This is a genomic window from Pseudarthrobacter sp. NPDC058329, from assembly GCF_042879835.1.
In the GTDB taxonomy this organism is placed as follows: domain Bacteria; phylum Actinomycetota; class Actinomycetes; order Actinomycetales; family Micrococcaceae; genus Arthrobacter.
Window position 1 is genome coordinate 206,530 of record NZ_JBHVZR010000002.1, and the last position, 25,764, is coordinate 232,293.

24 protein-coding genes are annotated in these 25,764 nt (G+C 66.4%); 11 read left to right on the top strand and 13 right to left on the bottom strand.

From position 1 onward, the window contains the following. Positions 1-184 precede the first annotated feature (184 nt). On the top strand, positions 185-1,003 hold the full coding sequence (locus ACFVYC_RS05420) for a DUF1206 domain-containing protein (protein ID WP_387547917.1): 819 nt from the start codon (positions 185-187) through the stop codon (positions 1,001-1,003). Positions 1,004-1,126: 123 nt separating this feature from the next. Here the strand turns inward: ACFVYC_RS05420 and ACFVYC_RS05425 are convergent, their stop codons facing one another. Both ACFVYC_RS05425 and ACFVYC_RS05430 read right to left on the bottom strand, forming a co-directional pair. Continuing rightward, a complete protein-coding gene (locus ACFVYC_RS05425; RefSeq protein WP_387547601.1) occupies positions 1,127-1,795 on the bottom strand; it encodes an anti-sigma factor family protein in 669 nt (222 codons plus the stop codon). Continuing rightward, a complete protein-coding gene (locus tag ACFVYC_RS05430) occupies positions 1,792-2,292 on the bottom strand; it encodes a sigma-70 family RNA polymerase sigma factor (protein WP_387547604.1) in 501 nt (166 codons plus the stop codon). Before ACFVYC_RS05430 ends, ACFVYC_RS05425 begins: the two co-directional genes overlap by 4 nt. 167 nt (positions 2,293-2,459) lie before the next feature. Between ACFVYC_RS05430 and ACFVYC_RS05435 the strand changes: the two genes are divergently transcribed. Continuing rightward, positions 2,460-2,999: a hypothetical protein gene (locus ACFVYC_RS05435; protein ID WP_387547607.1), complete on the top strand. Its 540-nt coding sequence runs from the start codon at positions 2,460-2,462 to the stop codon at positions 2,997-2,999. 39 nt (positions 3,000-3,038) lie between these two features. On the opposite strand, the gene ACFVYC_RS05440 is transcribed toward ACFVYC_RS05435, so the two are convergent. From ACFVYC_RS05440 to ACFVYC_RS05450, 3 genes are all read right to left on the bottom strand, one after another. Beyond that, positions 3,039-3,923, bottom strand: a complete 885-nt coding sequence (locus tag ACFVYC_RS05440; RefSeq protein ID WP_387547610.1) for a hypothetical protein — start codon at positions 3,921-3,923, stop codon at positions 3,039-3,041. After that, the gene (locus ACFVYC_RS05445) at positions 3,916-4,494 is read right to left on the bottom strand and encodes an RNA polymerase sigma factor (RefSeq protein ID WP_387547613.1); all 579 of its coding nucleotides are present in this window, start codon (positions 4,492-4,494) and stop codon (positions 3,916-3,918) included. Before ACFVYC_RS05445 ends, ACFVYC_RS05440 begins: the two co-directional genes overlap by 8 nt. Before the next feature lie 211 nt (positions 4,495-4,705). Next, positions 4,706-5,398, bottom strand: coding sequence for a protein tyrosine phosphatase (locus tag ACFVYC_RS05450; protein WP_387547616.1), 693 nt, complete (start codon positions 5,396-5,398; stop codon positions 4,706-4,708). A 133-nt stretch (positions 5,399-5,531) separates the two neighbouring features. Between ACFVYC_RS05450 and ACFVYC_RS05455 the strand changes: the two genes are divergently transcribed. Beyond that, positions 5,532-6,125, top strand: coding sequence for a DUF5655 domain-containing protein (locus ACFVYC_RS05455; protein WP_387547619.1), 594 nt, complete (start codon positions 5,532-5,534; stop codon positions 6,123-6,125). A gap of 66 nt (positions 6,126-6,191) precedes the next feature. Here the strand turns inward: ACFVYC_RS05455 and ACFVYC_RS05460 are convergent, their stop codons facing one another. Next, the gene (locus ACFVYC_RS05460; protein ID WP_387547622.1) at positions 6,192-7,043 is read right to left on the bottom strand and encodes a hypothetical protein; all 852 of its coding nucleotides are present in this window, start codon (positions 7,041-7,043) and stop codon (positions 6,192-6,194) included. A gap of 229 nt (positions 7,044-7,272) precedes the next feature. On the opposite strand from ACFVYC_RS05460, the gene ACFVYC_RS05465 reads away from it, so the two are divergent. Further along, positions 7,273-10,743 (top strand): SNF2-related protein, encoded by a 3,471-nt coding sequence (locus tag ACFVYC_RS05465; protein ID WP_387547625.1) that lies wholly within the window; start codon positions 7,273-7,275, stop codon positions 10,741-10,743. 172 nt (positions 10,744-10,915) lie between these two features. Further along, on the top strand, positions 10,916-11,953 hold the full coding sequence (locus ACFVYC_RS05470) for a glycoside hydrolase (protein ID WP_387547628.1): 1,038 nt from the start codon (positions 10,916-10,918) through the stop codon (positions 11,951-11,953). Between the two features lie 171 nt (positions 11,954-12,124). Here the strand turns inward: ACFVYC_RS05470 and ACFVYC_RS05475 are convergent, their stop codons facing one another. Continuing rightward, on the bottom strand, positions 12,125-13,414 hold the full coding sequence (locus ACFVYC_RS05475) for an ammonium transporter (RefSeq protein ID WP_387547631.1): 1,290 nt from the start codon (positions 13,412-13,414) through the stop codon (positions 12,125-12,127). A 328-nt stretch (positions 13,415-13,742) separates the two neighbouring features. Between ACFVYC_RS05475 and ACFVYC_RS05480 the strand changes: the two genes are divergently transcribed. Next, positions 13,743-14,339: a dihydrofolate reductase family protein gene (locus ACFVYC_RS05480; RefSeq protein WP_387547634.1), complete on the top strand. Its 597-nt coding sequence runs from the start codon at positions 13,743-13,745 to the stop codon at positions 14,337-14,339. Positions 14,340-14,358: 19 nt separating this feature from the next. Here the strand turns inward: ACFVYC_RS05480 and ACFVYC_RS05485 are convergent, their stop codons facing one another. Genes ACFVYC_RS05485 through glnT form a run of 6 tightly spaced genes read right to left on the bottom strand, consistent with a single transcriptional unit; the run spans position 14,359 to position 21,265 of the window. Next, positions 14,359-15,645: an allantoate amidohydrolase gene (locus tag ACFVYC_RS05485; protein ID WP_387547637.1), complete on the bottom strand. Its 1,287-nt coding sequence runs from the start codon at positions 15,643-15,645 to the stop codon at positions 14,359-14,361. Further along, the gene (locus ACFVYC_RS05490) at positions 15,642-16,844 is read right to left on the bottom strand and encodes an FAD-dependent oxidoreductase (RefSeq protein WP_387547640.1); all 1,203 of its coding nucleotides are present in this window, start codon (positions 16,842-16,844) and stop codon (positions 15,642-15,644) included. Before ACFVYC_RS05490 ends, ACFVYC_RS05485 begins: the two co-directional genes overlap by 4 nt. Continuing rightward, the gene (locus ACFVYC_RS05495) at positions 16,844-18,232 is read right to left on the bottom strand and encodes an FMN-binding glutamate synthase family protein (RefSeq protein ID WP_387547643.1); all 1,389 of its coding nucleotides are present in this window, start codon (positions 18,230-18,232) and stop codon (positions 16,844-16,846) included. Before ACFVYC_RS05495 ends, ACFVYC_RS05490 begins: the two co-directional genes overlap by 1 nt. A 9-nt stretch (positions 18,233-18,241) precedes the next feature. Then, positions 18,242-18,985, bottom strand: a complete 744-nt coding sequence (locus tag ACFVYC_RS05500) for a protein glxC (protein WP_387547645.1) — start codon at positions 18,983-18,985, stop codon at positions 18,242-18,244. Next, entirely contained in the window at positions 18,973-19,881 is a 909-nt protein-coding gene (locus ACFVYC_RS05505; RefSeq protein WP_387547647.1) for a glutamine amidotransferase, read from the bottom strand. Before ACFVYC_RS05505 ends, ACFVYC_RS05500 begins: the two co-directional genes overlap by 13 nt. Positions 19,882-19,924: 43 nt before the next feature. Next, on the bottom strand, positions 19,925-21,265 hold the full coding sequence (gene glnT / locus ACFVYC_RS05510) for a type III glutamate--ammonia ligase (RefSeq protein ID WP_387547649.1): 1,341 nt from the start codon (positions 21,263-21,265) through the stop codon (positions 19,925-19,927). 250 nt (positions 21,266-21,515) lie between these two features. Between glnT and ACFVYC_RS05515 the strand changes: the two genes are divergently transcribed. From ACFVYC_RS05515 to ACFVYC_RS05535, 5 genes are all read left to right on the top strand, one after another. Continuing rightward, a complete protein-coding gene (locus ACFVYC_RS05515) occupies positions 21,516-21,893 on the top strand; it encodes a cupin domain-containing protein (RefSeq protein WP_387547652.1) in 378 nt (125 codons plus the stop codon). 9 nt (positions 21,894-21,902) lie between these two features. Then, positions 21,903-22,382 carry a dimethylamine monooxygenase subunit DmmA family protein gene (locus ACFVYC_RS05520; RefSeq protein WP_387547655.1) on the top strand — a complete coding sequence of 160 codons (480 nt, stop codon included), beginning with the start codon at positions 21,903-21,905 and terminating at the stop codon, positions 22,380-22,382. 322 nt (positions 22,383-22,704) lie between these two features. Then, on the top strand, positions 22,705-23,403 hold the full coding sequence (locus ACFVYC_RS05525) for a flavin reductase family protein (protein WP_387547657.1): 699 nt from the start codon (positions 22,705-22,707) through the stop codon (positions 23,401-23,403). A gap of 17 nt (positions 23,404-23,420) precedes the next feature. Further along, the gene (locus tag ACFVYC_RS05530; RefSeq protein WP_387547660.1) at positions 23,421-24,401 is read left to right on the top strand and encodes a DUF3445 domain-containing protein; all 981 of its coding nucleotides are present in this window, start codon (positions 23,421-23,423) and stop codon (positions 24,399-24,401) included. A gap of 65 nt (positions 24,402-24,466) precedes the next feature. Then, on the top strand, positions 24,467-25,762 hold the full coding sequence (locus tag ACFVYC_RS05535; protein ID WP_387547662.1) for an ammonium transporter: 1,296 nt from the start codon (positions 24,467-24,469) through the stop codon (positions 25,760-25,762). Positions 25,763-25,764 lie beyond the last annotated feature (2 nt).

A 25,764-nucleotide genomic window follows, 5' to 3' on the forward strand; every position in this document is an offset into this window, starting at 1 on the left:
TCAGCGACCCCCACTTTCAGCTGCTTCCTGTTCCCCGCGGCCTAAACCACATAGTCCTTGCGGACCACTGGCCCCGGGCACCCTGGCGTGACACGATTGCCCTTGTGCGGGGGCACGAAATATCAATGCACCGGCGCTGCAGAAAACCGGAGCTGGCATAAAAGGAACAGCCATCAAAAGAGAACTGAGACAGGCCGCTGATGCGGCGGAAAATGCCACCAACTCCCGCACGCTGGAGCTGCTCGCGCGGGCGGGATTTGCGGCCAGCGGGATCCTGCATCTGCTGGTGGGCGCCATCGCTATCCGCCTGGCGACGGGCGGGACGGGCAACGCTGACTTCAGCGGCGCGGTGGCTGAGCTCGCCAGCCAGCCGGCCGGGCCGTTCCTTTTGTGGGCCAGCTTCGCCGCCTGCGCAGCCCTCGCGCTGTGGCAGACCAGCGATGCCATCTTCGACTACAATCGGCTGCCCACCAAGGAGAAGGCCGGGAAGAAAGCCAAGGCGGCCGCGCAGGCGCTGGTGTTCGCAGGGCTTGCCCTTACGCTGATGTCGTTCGCAAGGGGCACCGGTTCGGGCGTGGACAACCAGCAGGCCGCGAGCGATCTCACAGCTTCCGTGATGAAGGCGCCGGGCGGCGTGGCGCTACTGGTCCTGCTGGGCGTTGGCATCGCCGTCACCGGCGTGGTGTACGGCATTCGGGGCCTGCGGAAATCCTTTGAAAAACACCTCACGATGCCCGCATCCCCCACCTCCAGGAAAGCAGTTACAGTGCTGGGCATGACAGGGTACGTGGCGAAGGGAATCGTGCTGCTGCTCACCGGCCTGCTGATTGCCGTTGCCGCACTCTCCGCGCATCCCGAGGAATCCACCGGACTGGACGGCGGTCTTCGCGCGCTCCGCGACCAGCCCTTCGGGGTGTACCTCCTGGCAGCGGTGGGCGCAGGACTGATCTGCTACGGCGCGTACATGATCGTCCGTGCCCGGCTCGCAAGAATGACCCAGTAATAGCGGCAGCCGCACGGTTACCAGGGCACCGGCATCCAAGGGTGGCACCCATGCCCCCGTACGTGCCGAACCCTTCATCTCCATGCCCGAAGGCAGCCATGCAGCACAATGATCGCGCGGACCTCACGGCACGGTGATCACGGCAACTGCCTGCTGGGTGCCGTCCCGCAGTTCCACGCTCGAGATGCTGGCCAGCTGGATGGGCGTGGCTCCCGTGACCTTGACCCGGCCGCTCGGCGTGGCCGTCCAGGCGCAGGCGCGGTCCTCTCCCCCGGCACGGTCCCGCACCCACAGCGACAGGGTCCCGTCGGAGGGCAGGCTGCTGCCGTTCACGGCCAGCTCGGTTCCCCAGTTCTTCCGGGCCATATCGATGCTGAACTGCAGCCCTCCCCCGGATTGCACGGAATATGTGGCGTCCGGCTGCGCGGGCCGGTTCAGGAGCGGCCCCACCGCCAGTCCCACGGCGAGGCACGCTGCGGCGACCGCACCTCCCAAAGCCCCCCACCGCCGTCGTGTCCTGCGACGGCGGTGGGCCAGTTCGGAAAGGAGGTGCACCGGGGCCACGGAGGGAGGGGCGGGAGGGGCGCCGGATCCCACCGGAACAACCGTGAGCGCCACGGCGTCCGGCACCGGAAGGGCGTCCAGCAGCACAGGCAGTTTCTCAAGGCGGGCAAGCTCGTCCCGGCATCTGGCGCATCCCCGCAGGTGCGATTCAAAACTCTTCACGTCCTCGGGTTCCAGACCGCCCAAGAGGTACGCGCCCAGCAAATGATGCTGCTCGAAAACGCTCACCGTTCCACCCCCATCTCGTCCAGGATGGTCCGCAACGCCCGAACGGCATAATAGGCGCGGGATTTCACTGTCCCGCTCGGGACGTTCAACTGCACCGCTGCCTCATTCACGGTAAACCGCCGGTAGTGCAGGGCAACCAGCACGTCCCGGTGTTCCGAGCTGAGGCGGAGCAGCGCTTCCTCTATCAGCACCCTGTTCAGCAACTCATCCACGCGTTCCACCGCCTCCGCACTGTCGGCAAGGCCGTCATCCAAGGTCTCAACCGGGCGGCGCTGCGCCCGGCGGTAGTTGTCGATCATAATGTTCCTGGCTGTCCGGAAGAGATAGCTGCGGAGGCTTCCGGTGACCTCCGGCGCGTGCTGCCAAACTCGGAGCACGGTTTCCTGGACCACGTCCTCTGCCAATTGCGGGTCCCTGGAGGCGCTGAGCACAAAGCGGCGGAGGGCCGGGCCGTGTTCACGGTAGATGGACTCCACAACGTCTTCGTCCAGCGGCATTTCAGGACCTCCCGACCCGGCCTGCAGCACGGCTCGCCTGGGTGCTGCTTCCGGCTGATACGACGTCCCCAGCCGGATTTTGGTTCATTTGAACCATTCTTCACCCGGAGACGTCGTAGTCGTTAGCGTCCGGTAATTAGGCGCCGGGCCCAACCAAGGAGCAACCCATGAAAAAGCATTTGGGAGCAGGCCTCGCCATCCTCGCGCTGTCGGCGGCCCTGACCGGGTGCGGCGGCGGCGGCGGAACCACCCCTGCAGCCAGCACCCCTGCGGCTACCACTGCCGCTCCCGCCACCTCGTCGGCCGCTCCCAATGCCACGTCCCCAGCGCCCACTGCAGCCGCGGGCGTCGACCTCATGATCGCTTCCTCCAGCCTCGGGGACATTGTGGTGGATGCCAAGGGGATGAGCCTCTACTACTTCACCAAGGATGTGAAGGATTCCGGGACCAGTGCCTGCACGGAGGGGTGCCTGACTGCGTGGCCGCCGCTCCTCACCACATCAGACGAGCCCAAGGTTGAAGGCGTAACCGGGACCGTGGGCACCATCACCACGCCGGAGGGCGCAAAGCAAGTGACGCTGAACGGCATGCCGCTGTACTACTACGTCAAGGACACCAAGGCCGGTGACATCCTGGGCCAGGGCGTCAACGACGTTTGGTACCTTGCGGATCCGGCCGGCGAAATGATCACCACAGCTGCCAAATAGTGTCCCTACGGGGACGGTAAGCCGGGGTGCCGGCGCCGGTCACGGGAGCGGGATTGCCGGCAACGTCGGCGGCAAGGGAACCTGTGAAGGAACCGGCACCTCCGGTGATCCACCCAGTTCTTCGGCGATGGGGCCGGGAACAGCTCCGGGCAGGGTTTCAGAAGCGGGGACTTCCCCGGGCTTACCCGGGGAAGTTGGCTGGCTTGTGGCGGACCCTTCCGCGGCCGGGGTACCCGACGGCGGACCTGCTGTCGGGTGCGTGGCTGCGGCGGGGTCCGCCGGGATAGAGGCCGGGTCACCAGGGGAAGATCCGGCCGGCGGGCCAACAGCGGGTGCCGAAGGCAGGGGTGCCGCGGGGTGTTTGGCCTGATCGTCCGCAGGTGCGCCGCCGGACCCGGTGATGAAGGAAGTGACAGCCTGGTTAAGCTGGGTAAACGAGTTCCGGATGGCCTGATCTGATGCTGCGGCAACAGCACCTCCGGCGCTCAGTGAAACCGCCACGGAAAAGGCCGTCAGGGTGACCCGGCGCTTTGCCCTGCGGCGGGCAGCCAGTTCGTCAGCAGGAGCTTCAGCTGGCTCGGGAGGCGCTTCAGCTGGCTCGACATGTGCTGCAGCAGCTTGCATTGCAGTGACGACGGGTGCCTGCGGGGCGGGTGCTCCATGCTCGGCGGGTGCGGTCTGCTCGGCGGGTGCTCCATGCTCGGCGGCGGCAGCGGCATATGCACCGGCACCGGTACCTGCACCGGCCAGACCGTTGCCACCGGCCATCAGGGCGAGCAGCTCAGCGGTTGGTTCGGGCGCAACAGAGCCCAGGGCCTGCATCTCCAGAAGAACGGGGCGCAGCCCGGTGTCGCCGTCCAGGCCTGCCTCCAACAGCAGCTGGTCAACGGACCCGTCGCGGCGGAATCCTGCGGTGTCACTCATGGTTTGCCTGGTTTCTTTTGAGCGTCTGTGCCTTGAGGTTCTGCAGGGCCCTGCGCTGGAGCTGTTTGACCGCCCCTTCACTTTTGCCCATGATGCCGGCCACCTGTTCGATGGAAAGGTCGGCCACGACCCGCAGGGCCAGCACTTCCTGGTGTTCGTCAGTGAGCCCGTCCAGCAGGGCGGCAGCCGCCCCGTTCAGCTCCACCGCACAGTGTTCCGCTGAGGGGGTGCTTCGGCTGTCTTCCAGCGGGTCGTACGGAGTCAGTTGGGGCCTGCGTTCCAGCCGCCGGTAGTGGTCCACCATCCGGGCGTGGGCAATGGAGAACAGCAACGCCTTGGCCCCCTGCAGCCCGCCTGTGAGGCCGCTGATCCTCGGAAAGAACGCCAGGAACACGTCCTGGGTTACGGCTTCGGGATCGTCGACGCCGCGTGCCTTCAGGTAACCCAGCACCGGACCCGCAAAGGACCGGTAGGCAACGCCGAACAGCGCAGCCGGGTCCGTTCCGGCTGCGTCGTCGAATATGTCGATCTCTTCTTGGGCCAAAGTGTCTTGCACCGGCGGCTCCTCCATCCCGGGACAAGGCAACGCCTGTCCCGGTTTTACGGTGCGGTCTACGGTCCTGCGCTTACTTCCCCCGCTGCCTTCCGGCAGGTGTCTCCGGGCTTAATTCCCGGACCGGCCTCCCGGGCCGGCAGTTTCCAGGCGTCCTGGGCCCGGAATCGGCGTACTGCGGGAAACGGACGCTGCGCCGTTTCCCGCAGTACACACTAGCCAAGGCCGCTTAGCGGACCGAAACGGCCGGTGCCTCGACGGCCGGGGTGCCGCCCTCGAGCGGGGCAGCCGGCACCTCAGGAACTGCCGGGATTGCCGGAACTGCGGGCGCGCCGTCGATACCCGGGACAGCAGGGATGGCGGGAACAGCAGGAACCTCGGGACGCTCAACCTCAACAGCAGCGGTGCCGGCAGCAGCGGCGCCAGCCTCGGCAGTAGCATCAGCCTGGGCTGCGACGTCGGCGCAGAAGCCTTCAATGTTTGCTTCACCCTGCGCTGCAATGGCCAGCGACGAGAAGCCTTCGGCGGAAGCGTCCAGGCCACCGTTGGTGAAGGCGGTGCAGAGGCCGATGGCTGCGGCGCCGGCTGCGTCAACGGCCGTGCCGGCAGCAGCGGAGGCGGAGGCCTTGGCAGCGACGTTGTCCCCGGAGATTGTGGCGGTTCCTGCGGCTTCGGCTCCAGCATCAATGGCGGTGCTGCCGCCGGCGACGGCTGCGGTGTCAGCGGCTTCCTGCGCGTCAGCAGCTGCTTCGTCCACGAGCTCCGGAGCCGGTGCGCCGAAGAGATCGTGGGCGCTCTGCTGTGCTTCCGCGGGGAGGACGCCGGAAACAGCAGCGGCGCCGGTTCCGCCGACGGCCAGGGTTCCGGCAGCGAGTACTCCCGCGGCGATCTTGCTGGTGGCGAGAACGGTGAACAACGACATATGACACTCCAAAAACCTAGACAACACGTTTGATTCGGGTCCGTCGGGCGGACCCATCACCTCCTACATCGCGGGGGACGCTGGAAAGGTTACGGGTGAGCGGAATCTTTTTTCACGGCGCTACGATCGATGCATGCCTGCCATCCCGGAGTCCTCAAAAAAGCCGAACACCTGGCAGTCGATGGTGGACAGCAACAGAGCACTGCTTGTCAGGAAGACCGGCGAGGACACGGCGTACTGGGTCGGGAAGGCGCTCGCCGCAGGAATCAAGACCGACGGCGAGCTCCGCGCCTGGATGCGCGATACCTTCGGGGTGACGGGGTACGCGCAGTACGCGGTGTCATGGGAAATGTTCGGCTACCCGGACTTTATGCTGCGCGACGCCGACGAGCTGATCAACGGGCAGTACGCCAGCCACCCGCATTTGAGGCCCATCGCGGATGCCATCCTCGCGTGGGCCTCGGCCACGGAGGGTGTGGAGATCCAGATGCGGAAGGGCTACGTGTCCCTGCACAGCCCGCGGCGGAAGTTCGCGCAGGTTACCCGGACCACCAACACCGCCGTGGACGTGACGCTACGTCTCGACGCCCCCGCGGAGGGCCGGATCGAAACCGTCAAGACCCGGGCCGATGACCCTTTTACCCGCAGGGTACGCCTTACCTCAGCCGACCACGTGGACGACGGACTGCTGGGCATCCTCAACGTGGCCCTGGACCAGAACAGCTGAGGGCACAGGCTACTAACGGCGGGAACAGCTGGGGGCGCCCCTGCGGACGCCCCCTCAGGACGGCTCCTAGGCGTCGGCCATCGCGGCGTCGGCTTCCTCGAACTCCACCGCAGCGACGATTTCCTGCGTTTCGGGGTTGATCATAAAAGCCTCGTCGTCTTCCTCGACCATCAGGAAGTCGCCGTGGTCAGTGGAGAAGTGCCACGCCAGGGTCTTCCCGCCGTCGTGCAGGTAGTTGGGGTCGCCCATGGTGATCTTGAGCAGCTCGTAGCCAGCGATACTGCAGAGTTCGCGGATGATGATTTCGAAGTCCGGGGCATCCTCAAGGGCCTCGGCGTCGGCCTGCGCCTGACGTTCCGGCAGGTCCGGGATCCGGGCCACGAGGCGCTCAATGTACGCGCCGATTTCCTCGTCGTCGAGCACCAGCAGTTCGGCCTGGCCGCGCAGCCAGGCGGCGTTTAGCGCGGTGATGTTCTCCGTCTCCAGCAGCTCCTCGAACTCGCCGTCAAGCTCCTCCATCCGGAGGACGCCGTCGGGAGTGTCCTCCGAGTCATCCAGGCCGCCGTCGAGGTACTGCTCTTCGTCCTCGTCGGACAGGTCATCGAATGCCTCGATGGACCGGTTGAAGAGGTCCAGGTGCGTGGTGGCTCCCATTCCCGCCATGCCTTCCCGGATGAGCGTGTCCGTTTCCGCCCTGTCGACGGCGGTGAAAACGTATTGCGCGAAGCCACCCTCGAGTGCCTGGGTGAGGTAGAAGTCCACGTAGTAGCTGCGGACGGCGACGGGTGACATTTCTTCGGTGCGGAGCAGGGCAGTGTGCATGGCATCCACGACGCTCACGTTGGCCTCTACGACGTCCTCGTCGCTGGATTCGATGCTGCTGCTGGTCAGAACGACTGGCTGCTGGCTGGTGGTCATGGCAATCCTCACTGCTGTAAGCGGGTGGTGCTCGAACACTTTTCACGCTACGGGCGCCAGACTGACACGGCGTTGAGGGGGAAGTGAACGTCCGGCGAAGATTGCGGGGCCAGTTCTCCCTGGCTGGAGGCAGGCGGCGGCACTGCCTTCCCCGCGGGCGAACTAAGATGGATCAGATAACCAACCACCGGCCCGGCCCCGCCGCGGCCTGCTGAAAGTAGCGCGCACCATGCCATCCCAACCGGACGAGAGTGCGGCACTGGCGATACAGACCCCCGCCATCAACGACCGTTCCCTGGCGGCCGGGCTGGCTTACGCCATGGGAAGTCGTGTCTCCGGCATTTCGTTCGACGCCGCCACCGGACTCATGCTGGGCAAGGTCCGCGGCGGCGCGGACCTGCCGTATTCGACCACCGCCAAGCTTGTCCGCAGGGGTGGCGGCTGGAGCTGCACTGTGGGTGTGTGCAGCTGCCCGGTCCGCAAAGACTGCAAACATGTGGCGGCGCTGCTCTTCGCGGCCGAGGACAACCCGGCCACGCGCGTGCAGTTGCTTTCACCCGCCACCACCACCCAGGTGTCCCGGGAACCATCGAGTGCCGTTTCTGACTGGGAACGGGCCCTCAGCCCGCTCATCTCCCAGCCCGGCATCTCGCCCTCCACCAACGGCGTCCCCCTGGCGCTCCAGTTTGAGATCGAGGAGCCCGCGCCCCACTTCTCCTACACAGGCCGCAGGGACCCGCTGCGCAGCGTCCGCCAGCTCAAGGCCCGCCCGGTGATCATGGGCGCCAAGGGCAAGTGGATCCGCGGCGACGTCTCGTGGAACACCCTGAGCTACCTGAACTTCCGGCGGGAGTGCAACGAGTCGCACGTCGAGTGGATGCAGGAGTTCCTGGCCGCCCACTCCGCCTCGGCCGGCCGGATGCAGAACTCATCGGGCCTTTGGCTGGGCCTGAACACCTACTCCGGGAAGAACCTCTGGAGCCTGCTGGCCGACGCCCACAAGATCGGCCTGGCTCTTGTTCACTCGCGCGGCACCGACCCGGTACGGCTCGCGGAGTCCCCCGCCGCCGTCGGCCTGAACCTCAGCCGTTACGGCTCGCCGCTTACTACTGAACCTTCCGCTGCCGTACCCGGCACGGCCGCCAAGGTTCAGGGGTCCGACGGCGGGCTGGAGCTTGCGCCCACGGTGACCGTCGAGGGAGTCGAGGTCGATCCGGCGTCCGTTGGGACCATCGGCCGGCCCGCGCACGGGATTTTTGTGACGTCCGGGGAGGCCGCCTTGCCCGGGGTTCCCGACCCCGACGGCGTCATTACGCTGGCACCACTGGAAAGCGGCCTGAGCGAGGAGCTGCTGGCGTTTGTGACCGCCGGCAGCACCCTTCACATTCCTGCCAAGGACGAGTCCCGCTTCCTCACCGGCTTCTACCCCAAGCTGAAGCAAACGGCCCGCGTCACAGCCCGCGATGAGTCCGTCGAGCTCCCCACGCTTGCCGTCCCCACGCTCTCCCTGCTGGCAAACTACGGCGCCGACCACACGGTGCGGCTCCACTGGGAATGGCATTACAAAACGGGAAACCTGGTCACCGCCCAGCCGCTGTGGCGGCACCCCGGCGACCACGGCTACCGCGACGACACCGCCGAAGCCCGGATCCTCGAAGGCATCGGCCAGCCCTGGGACGTGGTCCCGGCCCTGGGTGAATCCGCTACGGGCGGCTGGGGCACTCCCCGGCTCGCGGCGTCGGCAGAGCTGAAGGGCCTGGACACACTGGCGTTCACCGAGGAAGTACTGCCCCGCCTGCGCCAGGCTCCGGACGTGGACGTTGATACCGCGGGTGACATCGCGGACTATCGCGAGGCTGAGGAAGCGCCGGTGGTTTCCATCTCCACCAAAGCCACCGAGCAGCGCGACTGGTTTGACCTCGGCATCCAGATCTCGCTTGAGGGGCAGCCGGTTTCCTTCGCCGCTGTGTTCTCCGCGCTGGCGGCGGGACAGACCAGGATGCTGCTGCCCAGCGGTGCCTACTTCTCGCTGGACCTCCCCGAACTGCACCAGCTGCGGGCGTTAATCGAGGAAGCCCGGTCCCTGCAGGACAACAAGGATGCGCCGCTGCAGATCAGCCGTTTCCAGGCCGGCCTGTGGGATGAGCTTGCCCAGCTGGGGATCGTTGACGAACAGGCGGCAGCCTGGCGCTCGGCGGTTGGCGGTTTGCTTGAGGGCGGCGTGGACGGCCTGCCGCTCCCGGCCACCCTGAACGCGGAACTGCGTCCGTACCAGCAGGAGGGCTTCAACTGGCTCACCTTCCTGTACCGGCACAGCCTGGGCGGGATCCTCGCCGACGACATGGGACTCGGCAAGACCGTTCAGGCGCTGGCCCTGATGTGCGCGGCGAAGGAACTGGCCACCGCCGCTGCTGAAGATCCTGCCGTGGCTGGGGCTGCAGGTGCCGCGTCCGCCGCCGGCGCTCCCTTTTTGGTGGTGGCGCCCACCAGCGTCGTGGGCAACTGGGCCCTGGAGGCAGCGCGTTTCGCTCCCGGGTTGAAGATCCAGGCAGTCAGCGAGACGTTCGCCAAGAGCAGCCAGGTCCCGGCGGAGTCGCTCGCGGGAGTGGACATCGTGATCACGTCCTACGCCCTGTTCCGGATCGATTACGAGGCCTATGCCTCCCGCGAATGGGCCGGCCTGGTCCTGGACGAGGCCCAGTTTGTGAAAAACCACCAGTCCAAGGCGTACCAGTGCGCCCGCAAGCTCCCGGCGGCCTTCAAGCTTGCCATCACCGGTACGCCGCTGGAAAACAACCTCATGGAATTCTGGGCGCTCACGTCCATCGTTGCGCCGGGACTGTTTTCCAGTCCCAAGCGGTTCGCGGAGTACTACCAGAAGCCGGTGGAGAAGAACGGCGACAAGGGGCAATTGGACAAACTCCGCCGTCGGGTCCGGCCGCTGATGATGCGCCGCACCAAAGACCAGGTGATCAAGGACCTCCCGCCGAAGCAGGAGCAGATCCTGGAAGTGGTGCTGAATCCGCGCCACCAGAAGGTGTACCAGACCCACCTGCAGCGGGAACGGCAGAAAATCCTGGGGCTCATCGAGGACGTCAACAAGAACCGCTTCACCATCTTCCAGTCGCTGACCCTGCTGCGGCAGCTCAGCCTGGACGCCTCGCTCGTGGATCCGGCGCTGTCATCGGTCCGGTCCAGCAAGCTGGACGTGCTGTTCGAGCAGCTTGACGACTTGGTGGCGGAGGGCCACCGGGCCCTGATTTTCAGCCAGTTCACGGGCTTCCTTGGCAAGGTCCGGGAACGGCTGGACGAGGAGAAGATCGAGTACTGCTACCTCGACGGCGGAACCCGCAACCGGGCCGACGTGGTCAGCGAGTTCAAGAACGGCAGCGCACCCGTGTTCCTGATCTCGCTGAAGGCAGGCGGGTTCGGCTTGAACCTCACTGAGGCCGACTACGTGTTCCTGTTGGATCCGTGGTGGAACCCGGCCTCTGAGGCGCAGGCGGTGGACCGGACCCACCGGATCGGGCAGGAGCGGAACGTGATGGTCTACCGGCTGGTCGCCAAGGACACCATCGAAGAAAAGGTTATGGCGCTGAAGGCCCGGAAGTCACAGCTCTTCGCGGACGTCATGGAAGGCGACGCCTTGGCCGGCGGCTCCATCACGGCCGAGGATCTGGCAGGGCTGTTCCAGGAGTAGGGCAAGTGCCGTCCGTTCCGGTCCCTGCGCGAATCCGGTTCCGACCCGCACATTCGCTGACGCGGCCCCGATCCGGGTAGCGCCCGCGAATCTGCGTAGCGCAAGTGCCTTTACGAGTCGTCAAACACGAATATGCTGGGGTGCAGCCAAAAAACTACAACGTTGGAGGAGCATGCACGCACCAGAAATGGCCGAAGAGGGCATCGTCACGCTGCCTGCAACCACGGAACCAGCCCGGCCCCTCATTCCACTGCACCCGGACGCCTTCCGAACCCCATACCGTGACCCCCTCTGGGACGGCCCCACGGATCCGATCCTGGTTCCGGACCACCTCACCGGTGAGTGGGTGCTTTTCTACACCCAACGCCGCGCGACGGCACCGGGGCTGACCGGCGTCGAATGGGTCCACGGCACAGCCATCGGCGTCGCGAGGTCCTCCGACGGCGGACTCAACTGGAGCTACCAGGGCACCCTGGACGGACTGGTGCCCCCTGAAACGGAACTGCCCGCCACTCTCTGGGCTCCCGACGTCGTAAGAATCGGCGATCAGTGGATTATGTACCTGACCGTGCTGGGCGGGGTCAGGACGGACTGGACCGGCAACGCGTCCATCGTCCAGCTGGCCAGCCGGGACCTGGTGGCGTGGGAGTACCTCGGCGCAGTTGACCTGGATTCGCCCCGCGTCATCGACGCCGCCGTGGCGCGCTGCGGGGATGGCCGCTTCCGCCTTTGGTACAAGGACGAAGCCCGCGGCTCCAACACCTGCAGCGCCGTGAGCGACACACCCCAGGATCCGTCGTCGTGGACCCGGGAAGGACTGACCATCCCGGGCCGTCCCCACGAAGGGCCCAAGGTTTTCCGGCTTCAGGGGACCTACTGGATGATCGTTGACGAGTGGCGGGGCCAGGCCATCTACCGCTCGGACGATGCCGCCGGTAATTGGGTCCGGCAGGAGCACCGGGGCGGGCTCATCCTGACGCAGCCGGAGCAGGCGGACGGAAGGCCCGTCGTCGGACGCCACGCAGATGTGGTTCCGCTCGAGGCGCGGGAGGACGGGAAGGAACGGGCGCTGCTGGTCTACTTCACGCACCCGCACTGGGGCGGCGAAGACATCGACGCCATGACGCCGGACCCTAAGACCCATCTCAGCCACGTCAGGGCAGCAGTGCTGGAGGTCCGCGGCGGCAACCTAGTCTGCACGGAACACTGAACCCGGAGCACTGAACCCGCTGGATTGAACACGCAGCCCGCGGCCCGAACCACAACAAAGGGCCAAACCTTGGAACTATAAGCCAGCTGCTGCTGGCACCGGTCCAAGGGTTGGCCCTCTGCCTTACTTTGCATCCCGGGCGCCCCAGCCGCCCGGAATTCCTAGTGCCTGCTAGGCCCGCTGCGGCGAACCAAGCTCCACCGGATCCTCATCCGTGAGGTAAGCGAGCTCCGAGTGGGCAGCAAGGTCGATGCCCCGCAGCTCGTCCTCCGGCTTGATGCGCAGGCCAATTGTCTTGTCCAGGATCTTCGCCAGGATCCAGGTGATGCCGAATGAGTAGGCCAGGACGGTGACGGTTGCCAGCGCCTGGACACCGAGCAGTTCCACGCCGCCGCCATAGAACAGGCCGTTGACGGCGTTGGGTGCGGCGTCCGTAGCAAACAGTCCGATCAGCAGGGTGCCGAGGATGCCGCCCACCAGGTGAACGCCTACGACGTCGAGCGAATCGTCGTAGCCCAGGCGGAACTTCAGCTCGATGGCCAGGGAGCAGACGGCCCCGGCGATGGCACCGATGGCCACCGCCCCGAGTGGACTGACGGCACCACAGGCGGGTGTGATGGCGACCAGCGCCGAGATCAGGCCGGATGCCGCACCCATGCTGGTGGCTGCCCCGCGGCGAAGGCGCTCAACGAGCGCCCAGGCGAGGAGGCCGGCCGAAGCAGCAACGGCGGTGTTCAGGAAAACCACCGACGCCGACTGGCCTGCGGAGAGTGCGGAACCGGCATTGAAGCCGAACCAGCCCACCCACAGCAGCCCTGCACCGATCAGCACCAGCGGCCTGCTGTGCGGCTTGGCATGATCGACCTTGGGCCAGCCCGAGCTCTTGCCCAGCACCAGGGCCAGGGCGAGGGCGGCGGCACCGGCGTTCATGTGGACAGCGGTGCCACCGGCGAAGTCGATAGCCTTGATGCCGCTGGCGATCCAGCCGCCAACAGTGCTGCCGTCCGCGGCGGAGAAGGCGAACACCCAGTGCGCAATGGGGAAGTAGACAATGGTGGCCCAGATGCCGGCAAACAGCATCCAGGCGCCGAACTTCATCCGCCCTGCCGCTGCCCCGGCAACCAGGGCAGTGGTGACACAGGCGAAGAACAACTGGAACGCGGCGAACAGGACCACCGGAATCGAGGCTCCCTCATCCGCGGGCAGCAGCTGCGCCATGCCAGGGAATTCCGTGACGTCCCCGATGAGGCCCAGGCCGCCTACCGAGTTCCCGAAGGCCATTGAGTAACCGAAGAGCGCCCAGAGGACGGCCACCAGGCTGGCGCCGCCAAAGCACATCATCATCATGTTGAGAATGCGGCGGGACCCCACCATGCCCCCGTAAAACAGGGCCAGGGCGGGGATCATCATGCAGACCAGCGCGGAGCTGGCGAGAATCCAAGCGACATTTCCCGAGTCCATGGGAAACCCCTTTCGTGATGCGAAGAGAGAACGGTAGGTTGCCGTCAGAGCCGCTCCGTCAGGAGGGACGCGGGGTCAGTACCACGTTCAGCCGAGGGTGGCTATTGCCGTCGTGCTCCAACTGTATGGCTGCCATTCTTGGGTAGGTTTCCGGTGTGTTAAATGATGGTTTCGGAAATTCACATGTGAGTTTCACCTGCACCACTGGTGGCAGCAGGCATCCACGTACCAGGAGTAACCGGAGGGCGCCCCGGCACGATCCGGCATAGCCAAAGCGCCCGCTCATGCCTACTGTTTTGGGTGAGCGGGGAAGCGAAAGGAAAGACCCATGCGGACCGTGACCTATGGTGCGGCGTGCAGCCTTGACGGCTTCATCGCCGGCAGTGACGGCGCCATTGATTGGCTCCATTTCAGCCGCGACGTGGAGGAGGTCATGGCTGAGTACTGGTCCACTGTGGATGCCGTGCTGATGGGCCGGAAGACCTGGGAATTCGCGGCCGCCCAAGGCATGGGCGGAGAACCAGGCGGTGATCCAGGCGGAGAGCCAGGCGGTGATCCAGGCCCGGGCAGCCCCTCGGCAAGCAATGGGGGCAGCGGCATCCCGGCTGTTGCCACGTACCTCTTCTCCCGCACGCTGGCCGAACCCCCGCCAGGGGTGGAGATGGTCTCCGCCGACGCCGCCGGGTTCGTCCAGCAGCTCAAGGACCAGCCGGGCAAGGGCATCTGCCTGATGGGCGGCGGGGAGCTCGCGGGCTCACTCTTCGAGGCAGGCCTCATTGATGAGGTCAGCCTCAACGTGCATCCGGTGCTGCTCGGGTCCGGAGTCCCTTTCTTCCACCAAACGCGCCGCATTGACCTCGAACTAACGGAGTCACGCACCATCTCGGGCGGCTGCGTGCTGATGACGTACCGCGTGCGGAACTGAAGCCAACCCGACGGCCTCGCTAGCCGATGGCGCGTGCCTCGCCCAAGAGCCCGGCCAGCGAGTCTGCCAAGGCGACGGCGCCTGCCTCCGCGTCCCAGTCCTCCACCAGCTCGTCCGGCGAGTGCGAGACGCCGGTGGGGTTCCGGACGAACAGCATGGCAGTAGGGATATGCGAACTCAGCACACCGGCGTCGTGCCCTGCTCCGGTGTCCAGGACCGGCGCGGCGGGAAGCAGTTCCTGCAGCCGGTCCCGAAGACCGCCGTCGAAATGCACGGTGGTGCTCAGCGATTCAGTGGTCAGCTGGGCCTGGCAGCCCTCCTCCGCCGCGAAGATCTCGGCGTTCAGCCGGATGGCTTCCACCAGGGCTGCGGTGACGGAGTCCTCCGGGTGGCGGACGTCGATCCACAGATCCACCCGGGAGGCAATCACGTTGGTCCCGCCCGGGACCGGTTGGACCCTGCCCACCGTAGCCCGGGCATCCCGGTATTTCCTGGCGGTATCGCGAATGCTGACCATGATTTTAGCGGCGGCGATCATCGGATCCTTGCGGTCCGTCATGAGGGTGGTGCCGGCATGGTTCCCCTGCCCGCTGATGCTGAGCTTCCAGCGGCCATGGCCCAGGATCGAGGAGCCGATGGCCACGGGCTGGTTCAGGTCGATCAGTCCCCTGCCCTGCTCCACATGCAGTTCCACAAACAGGCCCAGCTGCCGGAGGGCCTTGTAATCGGCGCCGATCAGCCGGGGATCCTGCCCGTTCGCGGCCGCCACGTCGGCGTAGGTGTTGCCGTCCGGGTCCTTCAGCCTGCGGGCCTTGTCCGGGTCCAGCTCCCCCGTCAGGAGCCGGGAGCCCAGGCAGGCCACCCCGAACCGGGAGCCCTCTTCCTCCGGGAAAACAGCAATGGCCAGCGGCCGGCGCGGGCGCATCCCCCGGGCCTTGAGGATGTCGACGGCGACCAGCGCTGAGGCGACACCCAGCGGACCGTCGTACGCACCGCCGCCGGGGACCGAATCGAGGTGGCTGCCCGTCACAACAGCGTCCCTCCGCGTCCCGGCGGAGGTGTCCCACCAAGCCCAGATGATGCCGTTATGGTCCGTGTGGACGTCCAGCCCGCGGCGCCCGGCCTGCTCAATAAACCAGTTCCGCAAGTCCGTTTCCGCGGTTGAGAAAACCGGCCGCGAATAGCCGCCCCGTGACGTGTCCCGGCCGACGGCGGCGATGTCCTGCAGCAGGCTGGTTACGGTGGGGGCGCTTGTCCTGCCGGAAGGCGGGGCATCCGCTGTGGGTGCTGTCTGTTGAAGGCTCACTGGTATCCGTTCCAGGTGGTCGCAGGTATTGAAGACGCGGGGCGGAACCGGCCGGGAACGCTGCCGGTTCCGGTGGCCAGGTCCGCAGCCCACTGGCCGATCAGTGGCGCGAACTTGGCTCCATGCCCGGAGCAGGGCGACAGGACGGTGAGGTTCTCCACGCGGTCGATGAGGAAGTCCTCGTTGGGGGTGTTGGTGAACAGGCAGGTGGTCTCGGCGTAGGGTTCCGGGTCCAAGCCGGGCAGGTAGCGGCGGACGTAGTCCACCACACGGCGCCGGTTGGCGGGATCCACTGCGCCGGTCTGGTCAAAGGCGGAGGGGATCAGTTTCCCGCCGTTGTACTCGGCCACCTTCTGCCCTGCGAAGCCCGCGTCGCGTCCGCCGGGAAGGCCGTAGGCCTGAATGTCCGCGGCTTTGTGGATGAACGTGGGCCAGCCGGCGGCACCGGAAGCAGCGGCACCCACGCCTGCGCCGCCGTCGTCATCCCGGTACTTGAAGTGGAACGCCTGCTCCTGCCGGACGGTGATCTCCGGAAGCCCGGCAAGGAAACCCGCGGGCAGGGACAGCTGCCCCAGCAGCCCCGGCAGCCACCCGCCGGCGCTGACCACCACGTTGCCGGCGTCGAGCGTTTCCCCGGTCACCGAGCGCAGCCGGTAACCGGAGTCCGTGCGCTCCACGCCCTGCAGCTCCCAGCCGGTCAGCAGCCGGGCGCCGTGCCCGACGGCGAGCCCCACCATGGCGTTCACGGCGCCTTCGGCGTCGATAACCCCTGCGCCGGGGTGCCACAGGACCTCTGTGTCGAACGCGATCTGCGGCCAGCGCGTCCGGGCTTCGGCAGCGGACAGCAGCTCGTGCTCAATGCCTTCCTCCGCCAGCACCGAGGCCAGCAGCCGCGGATTGCGCTCCGGGCCGTAGTCCACCGCACCGAAGGGGGTGATCAGGGAGGTTCCGGAGGCTGCAGCCAGCCCGTCCCACAGCGCCCTGGTCTCCAGGACGGCGCGCGTATAAAACGGGTCCGGGTAGGCGTAGCGGAAGATCCGGGCGGAGCCGTGGGAACTGCCGTCGTGCGCGGCCGGGGCACTGCGTTCCAGCAGGGTGACCTGGTGGCCCCGGGAGGCGAGCTGCCAGGCGGTGGCGGCGCCTGCCAGCCCGGCGCCCACCACCACAAAGTCTGACGAGCCAGAAAAAGCGTCAGGCATCAAAAGCTCCCCTGGCCTGCGCCCGGGATCCAGCTGGTGCCGGCCAGCGGCACGCGGGCCATGGCCGAGGCCTCGATGGTCAGCGCCACGAGGTCCTCGGGTTCCAGGTTCCGCAGGTGCGACTTGCCGCAGGCCCGGGCGATGGTCTGGGCTTCCATGTTGAGGACGCGCAGGTAGTTGGCCAGACGGCGGCCGGCAGCTACCGGGTCCAGGCGTGAGGACAGTTCCGGGTCCTGGGTGGTGATGCCGGCGGGGTCGCGGCCGTCCTGGAAGTCGTCGTAGAAGCCGGCGGCGGAGCCCAGCGCCGAGTATTCGGCGGCGTACCGGGGATCGTTGTCGCCGAGCGCGATCAGCGCCGCGGTGCCGATGGCCACCGCATCGGCACCAAGGGCCATGGCCTTGGCCACGTCGGCGCCGGTGCGGATGCCGCCGGAGACAATGAGCTGGACCTTGCGGTGGACCCCGAGCTCCTGCAGCGCCTGGACGGCCTGCGGGATGGCGGCGAGGGTGGGGATGCCAACGTTTTCGATGAACACCTGCTGCGTGGCGGCGGTTCCGCCCTGCATGCCGTCCACCACCACCACGTCAGCGCCGGACTTCACGGCGAGCGCGGTGTCGTAGTACGGGCGGGAGGCACCGATCTTGACGTAGATGGGGGTCTTCCAGTCGGTGATCTCGCGCAGTTCGCCGATCTTGATTTCCAGGTCGTCCGGGCCGGTCCAGTCCGGGTGCCGGCTGGCCGAGCGCTGGTCGATCCCGACCGGCAGGGTGCGCATTCCGGCCACGCGTTCGGTGATTTTCTGGCCCAGGAGCATGCCGCCGCCGCCGGGCTTTGCGCCCTGGCCGAGCACGATCTCAATGGCGTCGGCCTTGCGGAGGTCATCCGGGTTCATGCCGTAGCGCGACGGGAGGTACTGATACACCAGGTGCTTGGACTGGCCGCGCTCCTCAGGCGTCATACCGCCGTCGCCCGTGGTGGTGGAGGTGCCCACCTCGGAGGCGCCGCGGCCCAGCGCCTCCTTGGCGTTGGCGGACAGCGCGCCGAAGCTCATGCCGGCGATGGTCACCGGGGTGGCCAGGTGCAGGGGGCGGGTGGCGTGCCGGTCACCGAGGACGACGTCGGTATCGCACTTTTCGCGGTAGCCCTCCAGCGGGTAGCGGGACATGGAGGCGCCAAGGAAGAGCAGGTCGTCGAAGTGCGGGACTTTGCGCTTGGCGCCCCAGCCGCGGATGTCGTAAACGCCGGTTTCGGCGGCGCGCTGGATGTCGGCGATGGTGGCGCGGTCGAACGTGGAGGACTCGCGCAGGCCCAATTCGGCCAGGTTCTGCACGGGCGCGGGCGTTGCTGTTGGTGCTCCAGCGGGTTGCGGTACTGAGGTGATGGTCATGGTGGGCTCCTAGTACGACGTCGAGTTGTGGACGCTGAAGTGGTAGAGGTTCCGGGCTGAGCCGTAGCGTTTGAAGTCGGCCGGTTTGTCGCTGCGTCCGGCGGCGGCCAGCAGCTCCGCGAGTTCCGCCCGGTGCTCGGCCTTCAGCGGTTTTTCGATGCAGTCGGCGCCAAGGGAGGCCACGGTGCCCTTGACGTAGATGCGGGCCTCGTAAATAGAGTCGCCGAGCGCGTCGCCGGCGTCGCCGCAGACCACAAGCCGGCCGGCCTGTGCCATAAACGCGGACATGTGGCCGATGTTGCCGCCCACCACGATGTCAACGCCCTTCATGGAGATCCCGCAGCGGGCTCCGGCGTTGCCGTCGATGACCACCAGGCCGCTGTGGCCGGTGGCTGCGGCGGACTGGGAAGCATCCCCGGTGACGTGGACGCGGCCTGACATGATGTTTTCGGCGAGGCCGACGCCGGCATTGCCGTTGATGGTGACGTCGCCTTTCTGGTGCATCCCGGCGGCGTAGTAGCCGGCGTGGCCTTCGATGGTCACCGTGACGTCCGCGTTGATGCCGACGGCCAGGCTGTGCTTTCCGCCGGGGCTGGTGACGGTCCAGGACTGTCCGTCTTCGGCGTTGTGGATGGCCTGGTTCAGTTCCCGGACGGTGCCGGCGGCGAGGTCCACCGTGGAGGTTTGCGCAGGGGCGCCGGTTTCACCCGTAGTACCAAGGGTGGGGGCTTCAGGGGCTGTCAGAGTGACCATGTGTAGACCTTTCCGGGTTCCGGTTCAAAGATGCGGGCGTTGTCGATGCCGGGGAGGCCGGCCAGTGCGCGGTATTCGGAGGCCATCGCCACGTAGTCGTCCGTTTCGGCGATGATGGCCGGCTTGCAGGCGATGGGGTCCCGGACCACGGCCATGCTGTCCGCGGTGGTGACCACCAGGGTGTAGAAACCGTCCAGGACCTTGCCCAGGTTCACCAGGGCTTCCTCGAGGGTGTCGCCCTGCTTCAGCCGGGAGGCGACGTAGCGGGCGCCCACCTCGGTATCGTTCTCGGAGTCGAACACCACGCCTTCGCGCAACAGGCCCCGCCGCACCGTGGCGTGGTTGGAGAAGGAACCGTTGTGGACCAGGCACAGGTCGTCGGCCACGGAGAACGGGTGCGAACCCCCGGCGGTGACTGCCGATTCGGTGGCCATCCTGGTGTGGGACAGCCCCTGGCTTCCGGCCATCGATTCCAGGCCGTGCTCTGCGGCGATCTCCATCGGGTGGCCCACGCTCTTCATCACTGCCACGTGCTCGCCGCGGCCAATGATGGTGGCGTCCGGCAGGGTTTCGCTGACTGCCTTCACCAACAGGTCAGTCCCGACGGCGGCACTCACCAGGGTGGTGTCGCCCACTACCCGGGCGGCTGCTGCCGCGTCCGAGGGGAGGAGTGCTGCGACGCCTGCGGTGATGGCCGCCGTCGTTATTCCCTGGTCCTTGCCCAGCAGGCTAAGGGTGGACGTTCCCGCACTGACGAGGCCGGGGGTGTTGTAGACGGCGAGGCCGGCTGAGTCCGGTCCGCGGTCCACGATCTGGCAGAGCATCGAGGACAGCAGGCTGCCCATCTGGGGATGCAGCGAGGGGTTGCGCAGCTGCAGCGCGGCGATTCCGCACATGGTGGTCCTTTACTTGGGTGGTGGTGGTCAGATGGAGGCGGGGCTAGATGGACGTCAGGTAGGTGCGGATTTCCCAGTCGCTGACCTGGTTGTGCCAGCTGAGGAATTCCTCCTCCTTGGCGTCCGCGTAGTAGCTGCCGATGGCGGGGTCGCCGCTGAGGCTGGACAGGATCACCGGGTCCTTCCGGAGCGCTTCCACGGCATGGAGCAGCGTGGCCGGAAGGAGATGCGCGCCGGGTTTGGACTCCCCCGGCCCTGACGGCAGGCCGGGATCGAGGGAGTTCTCCACGCCGTCCAGCCCCGCCGCGATGGCGGTGGCGATGGCGAGGTACGGGTTGGCGGAACCGTCACCGGAGCGCAGCTCGATCCGCTTGTTGTCCGGCACCCGGATCATGTGGGTGCGGTCGTTCCCGCCGAAGGATGCTTTTCGCGGTGACCAGGTGGCGCCGGAGGAACTGGTGGTGGCGCCGGTCCGCTTGTAGGAGTTCACTGTGGGGGCGAGGAAGGCCTGCAGTGCGGGGGCGTGGTCCAGGATGCCGGCGATGAACGAGTAGGCGAGGCCGGAGATCCCGAGGCCGCGGCCGCCGTCGTCCGCTCCCTCTGTGGGGAAGAGCGCCTCGGCACCCGACCACAGGGACAGGTGGAAGTGCAGGCCGGTGCCGGTGCGGTCCGTGAAGGGCTTGGGCATAAACGTGGCGGTCATGCCGCGCTGTTCGGCCAGGATGTTCAGGATGTAGCGGAGGGTGACCACGCGGTCGGCGGTGGTGAGGGCGTCGGCGTACTTAAAATTCTGCTCGAACTGGCCGGCGGCGTCCTCGTGGTCATTGGCGTAGTTGCCCCAGCCCAGGCCGTTCATGGCGTCGGAGATGGAGGTGAGGTGGTCGTACATTCGGGTCACGCCGCGGGCGTCGTAGCAGGGGCGGGGCGAATCATCCCGGTCGTCGGCGGTGCTCAGGGTCCCGTCGACGTTCTTTTTCACCAGGAAGTATTCGACCTCGGCGCCTACCTTTGCCTGCATTCCCTTCCCGGCCAGGCGGGCCAGGGTGTTCTTCAGGATCACGCGCGGGGCGTAGGGCCAGGGCTTGCCGTCAACGTGCGGGTCACAGTGGATGATCGCCAGGCCCTCCTTGATGAAGGGAACCGGGGTGAAGCTGGCCAGATCGGGCACAGCGATCAGGTCCGAGTCCTGCGGTTTCTGTCCCATGAGGCCTGCCGCATAGCCGGCGAAGCCCATGGCGCCGTTTTCCAGTTCGTCCGCGGCTTCAACCGGGACCAGCTTGGCGCAGGGCTTTCCTGTCATGTCCACAAAGGTGGCCAGGAGGAAGCGGACGTTGTTCGCCTTCGCGATGTCCGCGAGGGATATACGGCTGGCGTTCTGCGCCACTGGGGCATCTGTTGGTACTTCAGGTGTCGCGACACTTGTCATCGGAACTGTCCTGTTCGTTTGCGGTTGCTTCTTATGAAACCTTGTTGAACCACAGTAGTCAAAACCATGTTTCCGATGGTCGCCCGGTTTGTTAACTCTGGATGTCGTCGCAAGCGAGGGATCGCAACGGCGAGTTAACGTGCGGGAAACCCACCGTCGTTCACTGTCAGGAATCATGGTTTCACGTCGCTACTACATAGGAGAATGCGTGGAAACACTGACAGGAACCATCAGCAAGGCCGGATCGATCCAGAAGGTGGAGGGCGGCTACCTGGGTCTTCCGCCTATGAACGAACCGGGCGTTGACGCCGCCATCGGCGACTCACTGTCCAACCCCGGCGGTTCTGCGATCAGCGCGGGCTTCTTCGAGCTCAAGGCGTCCGAACCGCTGGTGTACGAGTACACCTACGACGAAATGAAGGTTGTGGTCCAGGGAGAGTTCATCCTCACTGACCAGGCCACCGGGGAAGTTACCCGTGCCAAGGAGCGCGATGTGCTGTTCTTCCCGAAGGGCACCACGGTCAAATTTGAGACGCCCGACTACGCCCTTGGCTTCTACACCGGCCACCGTTCCTTCGCCCCCTAGGACCTGCCAATGGAATCCGCAATGCCTTCCGGGGCCCCGGCGGCCGTCCGGCCGGGTTTCCGCGGCGTCCTGTGCGTGTCGTTCGGAAGAACCCCGGTCCCGGCAGCGGAAGGCTCCGGCCGGCCCCGGCAGGACCTGCAGTTCGAACGCGCGGACCAGGAAGCGCTGGGACACCTTCAGTCCGTGCTCTCCAATGTGCGCGTAGGGGTACGCCTCGTCCTGGCCGGTCCTTCGGCGGATATCCACGCGGCCGCTGCCGCCGCTGCCGGCTGCGGCCTGGTGGACGAGGAGATAGCCACCCACCCGGACACATCCGGACCCCACGGCGTGTTCTGCGGACACTGCCACGCCACCCTGCGGACGCTTCAGCAGCCCGGCTCCGAGGTTGCATGCCACGGGTGCGGCACCATTCTGGTCATCTCCAGCCACTTTTCCCGGCGGCATGCCGGCTACCTGGGCTATGCCGCCCACGCCGAGGAGGCAGCATGACCGCGGCCGTAGCTGAAGCCGGCATCAATCCGGCCATCCACCCCGCAGGCCACCCGGGTCCCAACCCGGAACTCCCTCCGACCGTCCACCCGGCAGTAGGGGGCGGCCTTGTGCTGGAGGTCGCGGAGGTCCGGGCCGAGACGGAATCGGTTAGCAGTATCGTGCTGAAAGACCCAACAGGTGCTCGGCTTCCTCCTTATGTGCCGGGGAGCCATTTGGTGGTGCAGTGCGGGGAAGGGGCCAACGCCTACTCGTTGACCGGTCCCGGCAGCAGGCCCGCGGAGTACGTAATTTCAGTGCTGGTGCCGGCGGTTCGTTGGCGATGCACCGGCTTGCGGCGGGAGACGCCGTCTACACCGCGCGGCCCCGCAGCGCGTTCGCACCGGTGGCAACGGCAAGGCATCACCTGCTGGTGGCTGCGGGAATCGGCATCACACCGATGCTCTCCCACGCAAGGGCCGCCGTCGAAAGAGGTTCTGACGCCTCCCTGCTCTACGCGTATCGCCCCGGCGCGGGCGCACACGTGGCGGAAGCCCGGAAACTGCTGGGGCCCGCCCTGACCGAGTGCACTGACCGCGGCCATTTCCAGGAGCAGCTGCGGGAGAAGCTCCATAACCAAAGGATCGGAACACACCTCTACGCCTGCGGACCGGCCGCCTTTATGGATGCCGTCCTGGAACAGGCCATGGAGCTGGGCTGGCCCAAGAGCCGGCTGCACTCGGAGCCCTTCGGCACACCGGAGCTGGACCAGGGCCAGCCGTTCACGGCGCACCTGGCCCGCAGCGGCGTCACCGTGGAGGTCCCGGCCGATATCTCCCTGCTGGAATCCCTCGAAAAGGCAGGAAAAAGCGTTCCCAATATGTGCCGCAAGGGTGTCTGCGGTGAATGCGTCCTGCCGGTACTGCGCGGGACCCCACACCACCGGGACCTCTACCTGGGTGACACCGAAAAGGCCGCGAACACCACCATGATGTGCTGCGTCTCGCGCAGCCTGGACAAGGATTTGGAGTTGGACCTTTGAGTACCGACGTCATTATAGTGAAGCGCCAAACCGGCGTCCTTCCGGAACGGATTGCCTGCTTCCCGTTCCCTTTTTCCAAGGACAGCTACCGGTACAGCGCCAACGTGGAACCCGCCCGCAAACCCGTGCAGACTGAGGCAGGTTCCTGGGGAATCCGCGTCCTGGATGTCGATGAGCACTACCTGGCGGAATTGCGGGAGCGCGAGGCCGTGCTGAACCGGGACTCCTCCCGGCTTCAGGTGCTGCCCCACATGCAATCGGCGGTGTGGGATGCCATCGCCACCCTGCTTCCCCTCCTGGCTGAGGAGCAGCCGGAAAGCTTCTCCTTTATAAGGGAAGGAAACACCTGCACCTGGCGGAACGCCCTGCAGGGGCTCGAACTGGAATTCACTTTGGGGGACGACGCCACCCTGCCCACGACTCCCCTGCGGTTCCTTGGCAGCCAGATCCAGGATGACATTGCACTCCTTGACCAGCGGGAGGACGCCCTGTGGCTCGACGCCGGATTGGTTACCTTCGCCGCCGACTGGTCCTTGGGGTTCGACGTAGGCATGAAGTTCCTGGAAGTCCACGGCCCTGTCCCCCGGATCCACGAAGAGCAAATTGCGTGCCGGGCACAGCAGTTCCTGATGCGCCTCCAGCCGGGGGAAATGTACCGCCGCACCAACTGGACCATGACCGTGGACCGGCGCCTGGACACGTCCACGGAAACGTATCCCGAATGGGCGCGGGACCGCAGCACGGTGGCGGCCTGCCCTGCCCTGCCGCAGCGGCTCCACCTGCGGGTGGAAGTCCAGCACCTCATCCGTCTTCCCCACTCGGGCGCCGTCCTGTTCCTGGTCCGCACCCACCTTCTGTCCCTTGCGGACATTGCCCAAGTCCCGGCATGGCGGGAACGCCTGGGCCACGTCCTGGCCGAACTTCCCGAGGACATGGCCGGGTACAAAGGCATCAGCCGCTACCGGAAGGCCGCATCCGACTGGCTTCTTGCCGGCTGACGCACCATCCCCTTCGACTTTCCGGCCGGATTTGGCCATATGAACTTTCCCTGATTGGAGCTCCCTTGAATTCTGGAGATGTTGCCTGGATCCTCGCTGCCAGTGCGCTGGTATGCATCATGATCCCTGCCCTTGCCCTTTTCTACGGCGGCATGGTGGGATCGCGCCGCATCCTGAACATGATGATGATGTGCTTCGGCGGCGTGAGCATCGTCGCCGTGCTGTGGGCACTGTTCGGCTACTCGATGGTCTTCGGTAATTCCGTGGGCGGTGCCGGGCTTGTGGGAAATCCCACCGAGTACTTTGGCCTGGACCAAATGCTCACCGAGGACCCTGAAGCGCCGCTGCCGCCGGCACTGTTTGCCGCCTTCCAGCTTTTCTTTGCCGGGATCACCACGGCCATCATCGCCGGCGCGGCGGCCGGAAGAATGAAGTTCGGCGCCTGGATGGCCTTCGCCGCCCTCTGGGCAACGCTCGTATACTTCCCGGTGGCGCACTGGGTCTTCGCTTTCAGCTCCTCCGATGGCTCCGTCACAGGGGGCTGGATCATCAACGGCCTCAAAGCCATCGACTTTGCCGGCGGAACCGCCGTGCACATCAACTCCGGAATCGCGGCCCTGGCACTCGCCCTCGTCCTGGGGCGCAGCGCAGGCTGGCCGCGCAGTGAACACACCAAACCGCACAGCCGCCCCCTCGTCCTGGTGGGCGCCGGCCTGCTGTGGGTGGGCTGGTTCGGCTTCAACGCCGGCTCAGCACTGACAGCCGGCCATTCAGCCTCCGTGGTGTTCCTCAACACCGCCGTGGCGGGCGCGGCCGGCCTGCTCGCCTGGGCCCTGATGGAGCGCATCAGGCTCGGCAGCACCAGCAGCATGGGCGCCGCCTCCGGGCTGATCTCGGGCCTGGTGGCCATCACTCCTGCCTGCGGTGCCGTCAGCCCGCTCGGGGCCCTCGCCATTGGTCTGATCGCCGGCGCCGTCTGCTCCCTGGCCATCGAACTGAAGTTCCGGCTCGGCTTTGATGATTCCCTTGATGTTGTGGGCGTACACCTGGTGGGCGGGATCCTGGGGACACTGCTGGTTGGCTTCTTCGCCACCGACGCCGCGCCCAATGGGGTCAATGGCCTCTTCTACGGCGGGAGCGCAGGACTCCTTGGGATCCAGGCATTGGCCACCATCGCCGTACTGGCCTACTCGTTCGTGCTGACGTGGGGCATTGCCAAAGCCATAGACATGACCGTGGGCCTGCGCATCAACGAGGCCGACGAGCTGCGCGGCATCGACATCGCGGCCCACGCGGAGGCCGCCTACCTCAGTGATGAAGAGCCCGTGGAGCTAGGCTCGCCCCAGCGCGTGATGTCCTGACC

Coding starts and splice junctions, on each gene's coding strand:
- ACFVYC_RS05500 (WP_387547645.1), bottom strand. CDS start 18,985: ATGGTCACTCTGACAGCCCCTGAAGCCCCCACCCTTGGTACTACGGGT.
- ACFVYC_RS05450 (WP_387547616.1), bottom strand. CDS start 5,398: ATGTCGTTGTTCACCGTTCTCGCCACCAGCAAGATCGCCGCGGGAGTA.
- ACFVYC_RS05495 (WP_387547643.1), bottom strand. CDS start 18,232: ATGACCATCACCTCAGTACCGCAACCCGCTGGAGCACCAACAGCAACG.
- ACFVYC_RS05460 (WP_387547622.1), bottom strand. CDS start 7,043: ATGACCACCAGCCAGCAGCCAGTCGTTCTGACCAGCAGCAGCATCGAA.
- ACFVYC_RS05525 (WP_387547657.1), top strand. CDS start 22,705: ATGCACCGGCTTGCGGCGGGAGACGCCGTCTACACCGCGCGGCCCCGC.
- ACFVYC_RS05490 (WP_387547640.1), bottom strand. CDS start 16,844: ATGCCTGACGCTTTTTCTGGCTCGTCAGACTTTGTGGTGGTGGGCGCC.
- ACFVYC_RS05465 (WP_387547625.1), top strand. CDS start 7,273: ATGCCATCCCAACCGGACGAGAGTGCGGCACTGGCGATACAGACCCCC.
- ACFVYC_RS05430 (WP_387547604.1), bottom strand. CDS start 2,292: ATGCCGCTGGACGAAGACGTTGTGGAGTCCATCTACCGTGAACACGGC.
- ACFVYC_RS05520 (WP_387547655.1), top strand. CDS start 21,903: ATGGAATCCGCAATGCCTTCCGGGGCCCCGGCGGCCGTCCGGCCGGGT.
- ACFVYC_RS05505 (WP_387547647.1), bottom strand. CDS start 19,881: ATGTGCGGAATCGCCGCGCTGCAGCTGCGCAACCCCTCGCTGCATCCC.
- ACFVYC_RS05435 (WP_387547607.1), top strand. CDS start 2,460: ATGAAAAAGCATTTGGGAGCAGGCCTCGCCATCCTCGCGCTGTCGGCG.
- ACFVYC_RS05455 (WP_387547619.1), top strand. CDS start 5,532: ATGCCTGCCATCCCGGAGTCCTCAAAAAAGCCGAACACCTGGCAGTCG.
- ACFVYC_RS05440 (WP_387547610.1), bottom strand. CDS start 3,923: ATGAGTGACACCGCAGGATTCCGCCGCGACGGGTCCGTTGACCAGCTG.
- ACFVYC_RS05470 (WP_387547628.1), top strand. CDS start 10,916: ATGCACGCACCAGAAATGGCCGAAGAGGGCATCGTCACGCTGCCTGCA.
- ACFVYC_RS05445 (WP_387547613.1), bottom strand. CDS start 4,494: ATGGAGGAGCCGCCGGTGCAAGACACTTTGGCCCAAGAAGAGATCGAC.
- ACFVYC_RS05475 (WP_387547631.1), bottom strand. CDS start 13,414: ATGGACTCGGGAAATGTCGCTTGGATTCTCGCCAGCTCCGCGCTGGTC.
- ACFVYC_RS05480 (WP_387547634.1), top strand. CDS start 13,743: ATGCGGACCGTGACCTATGGTGCGGCGTGCAGCCTTGACGGCTTCATC.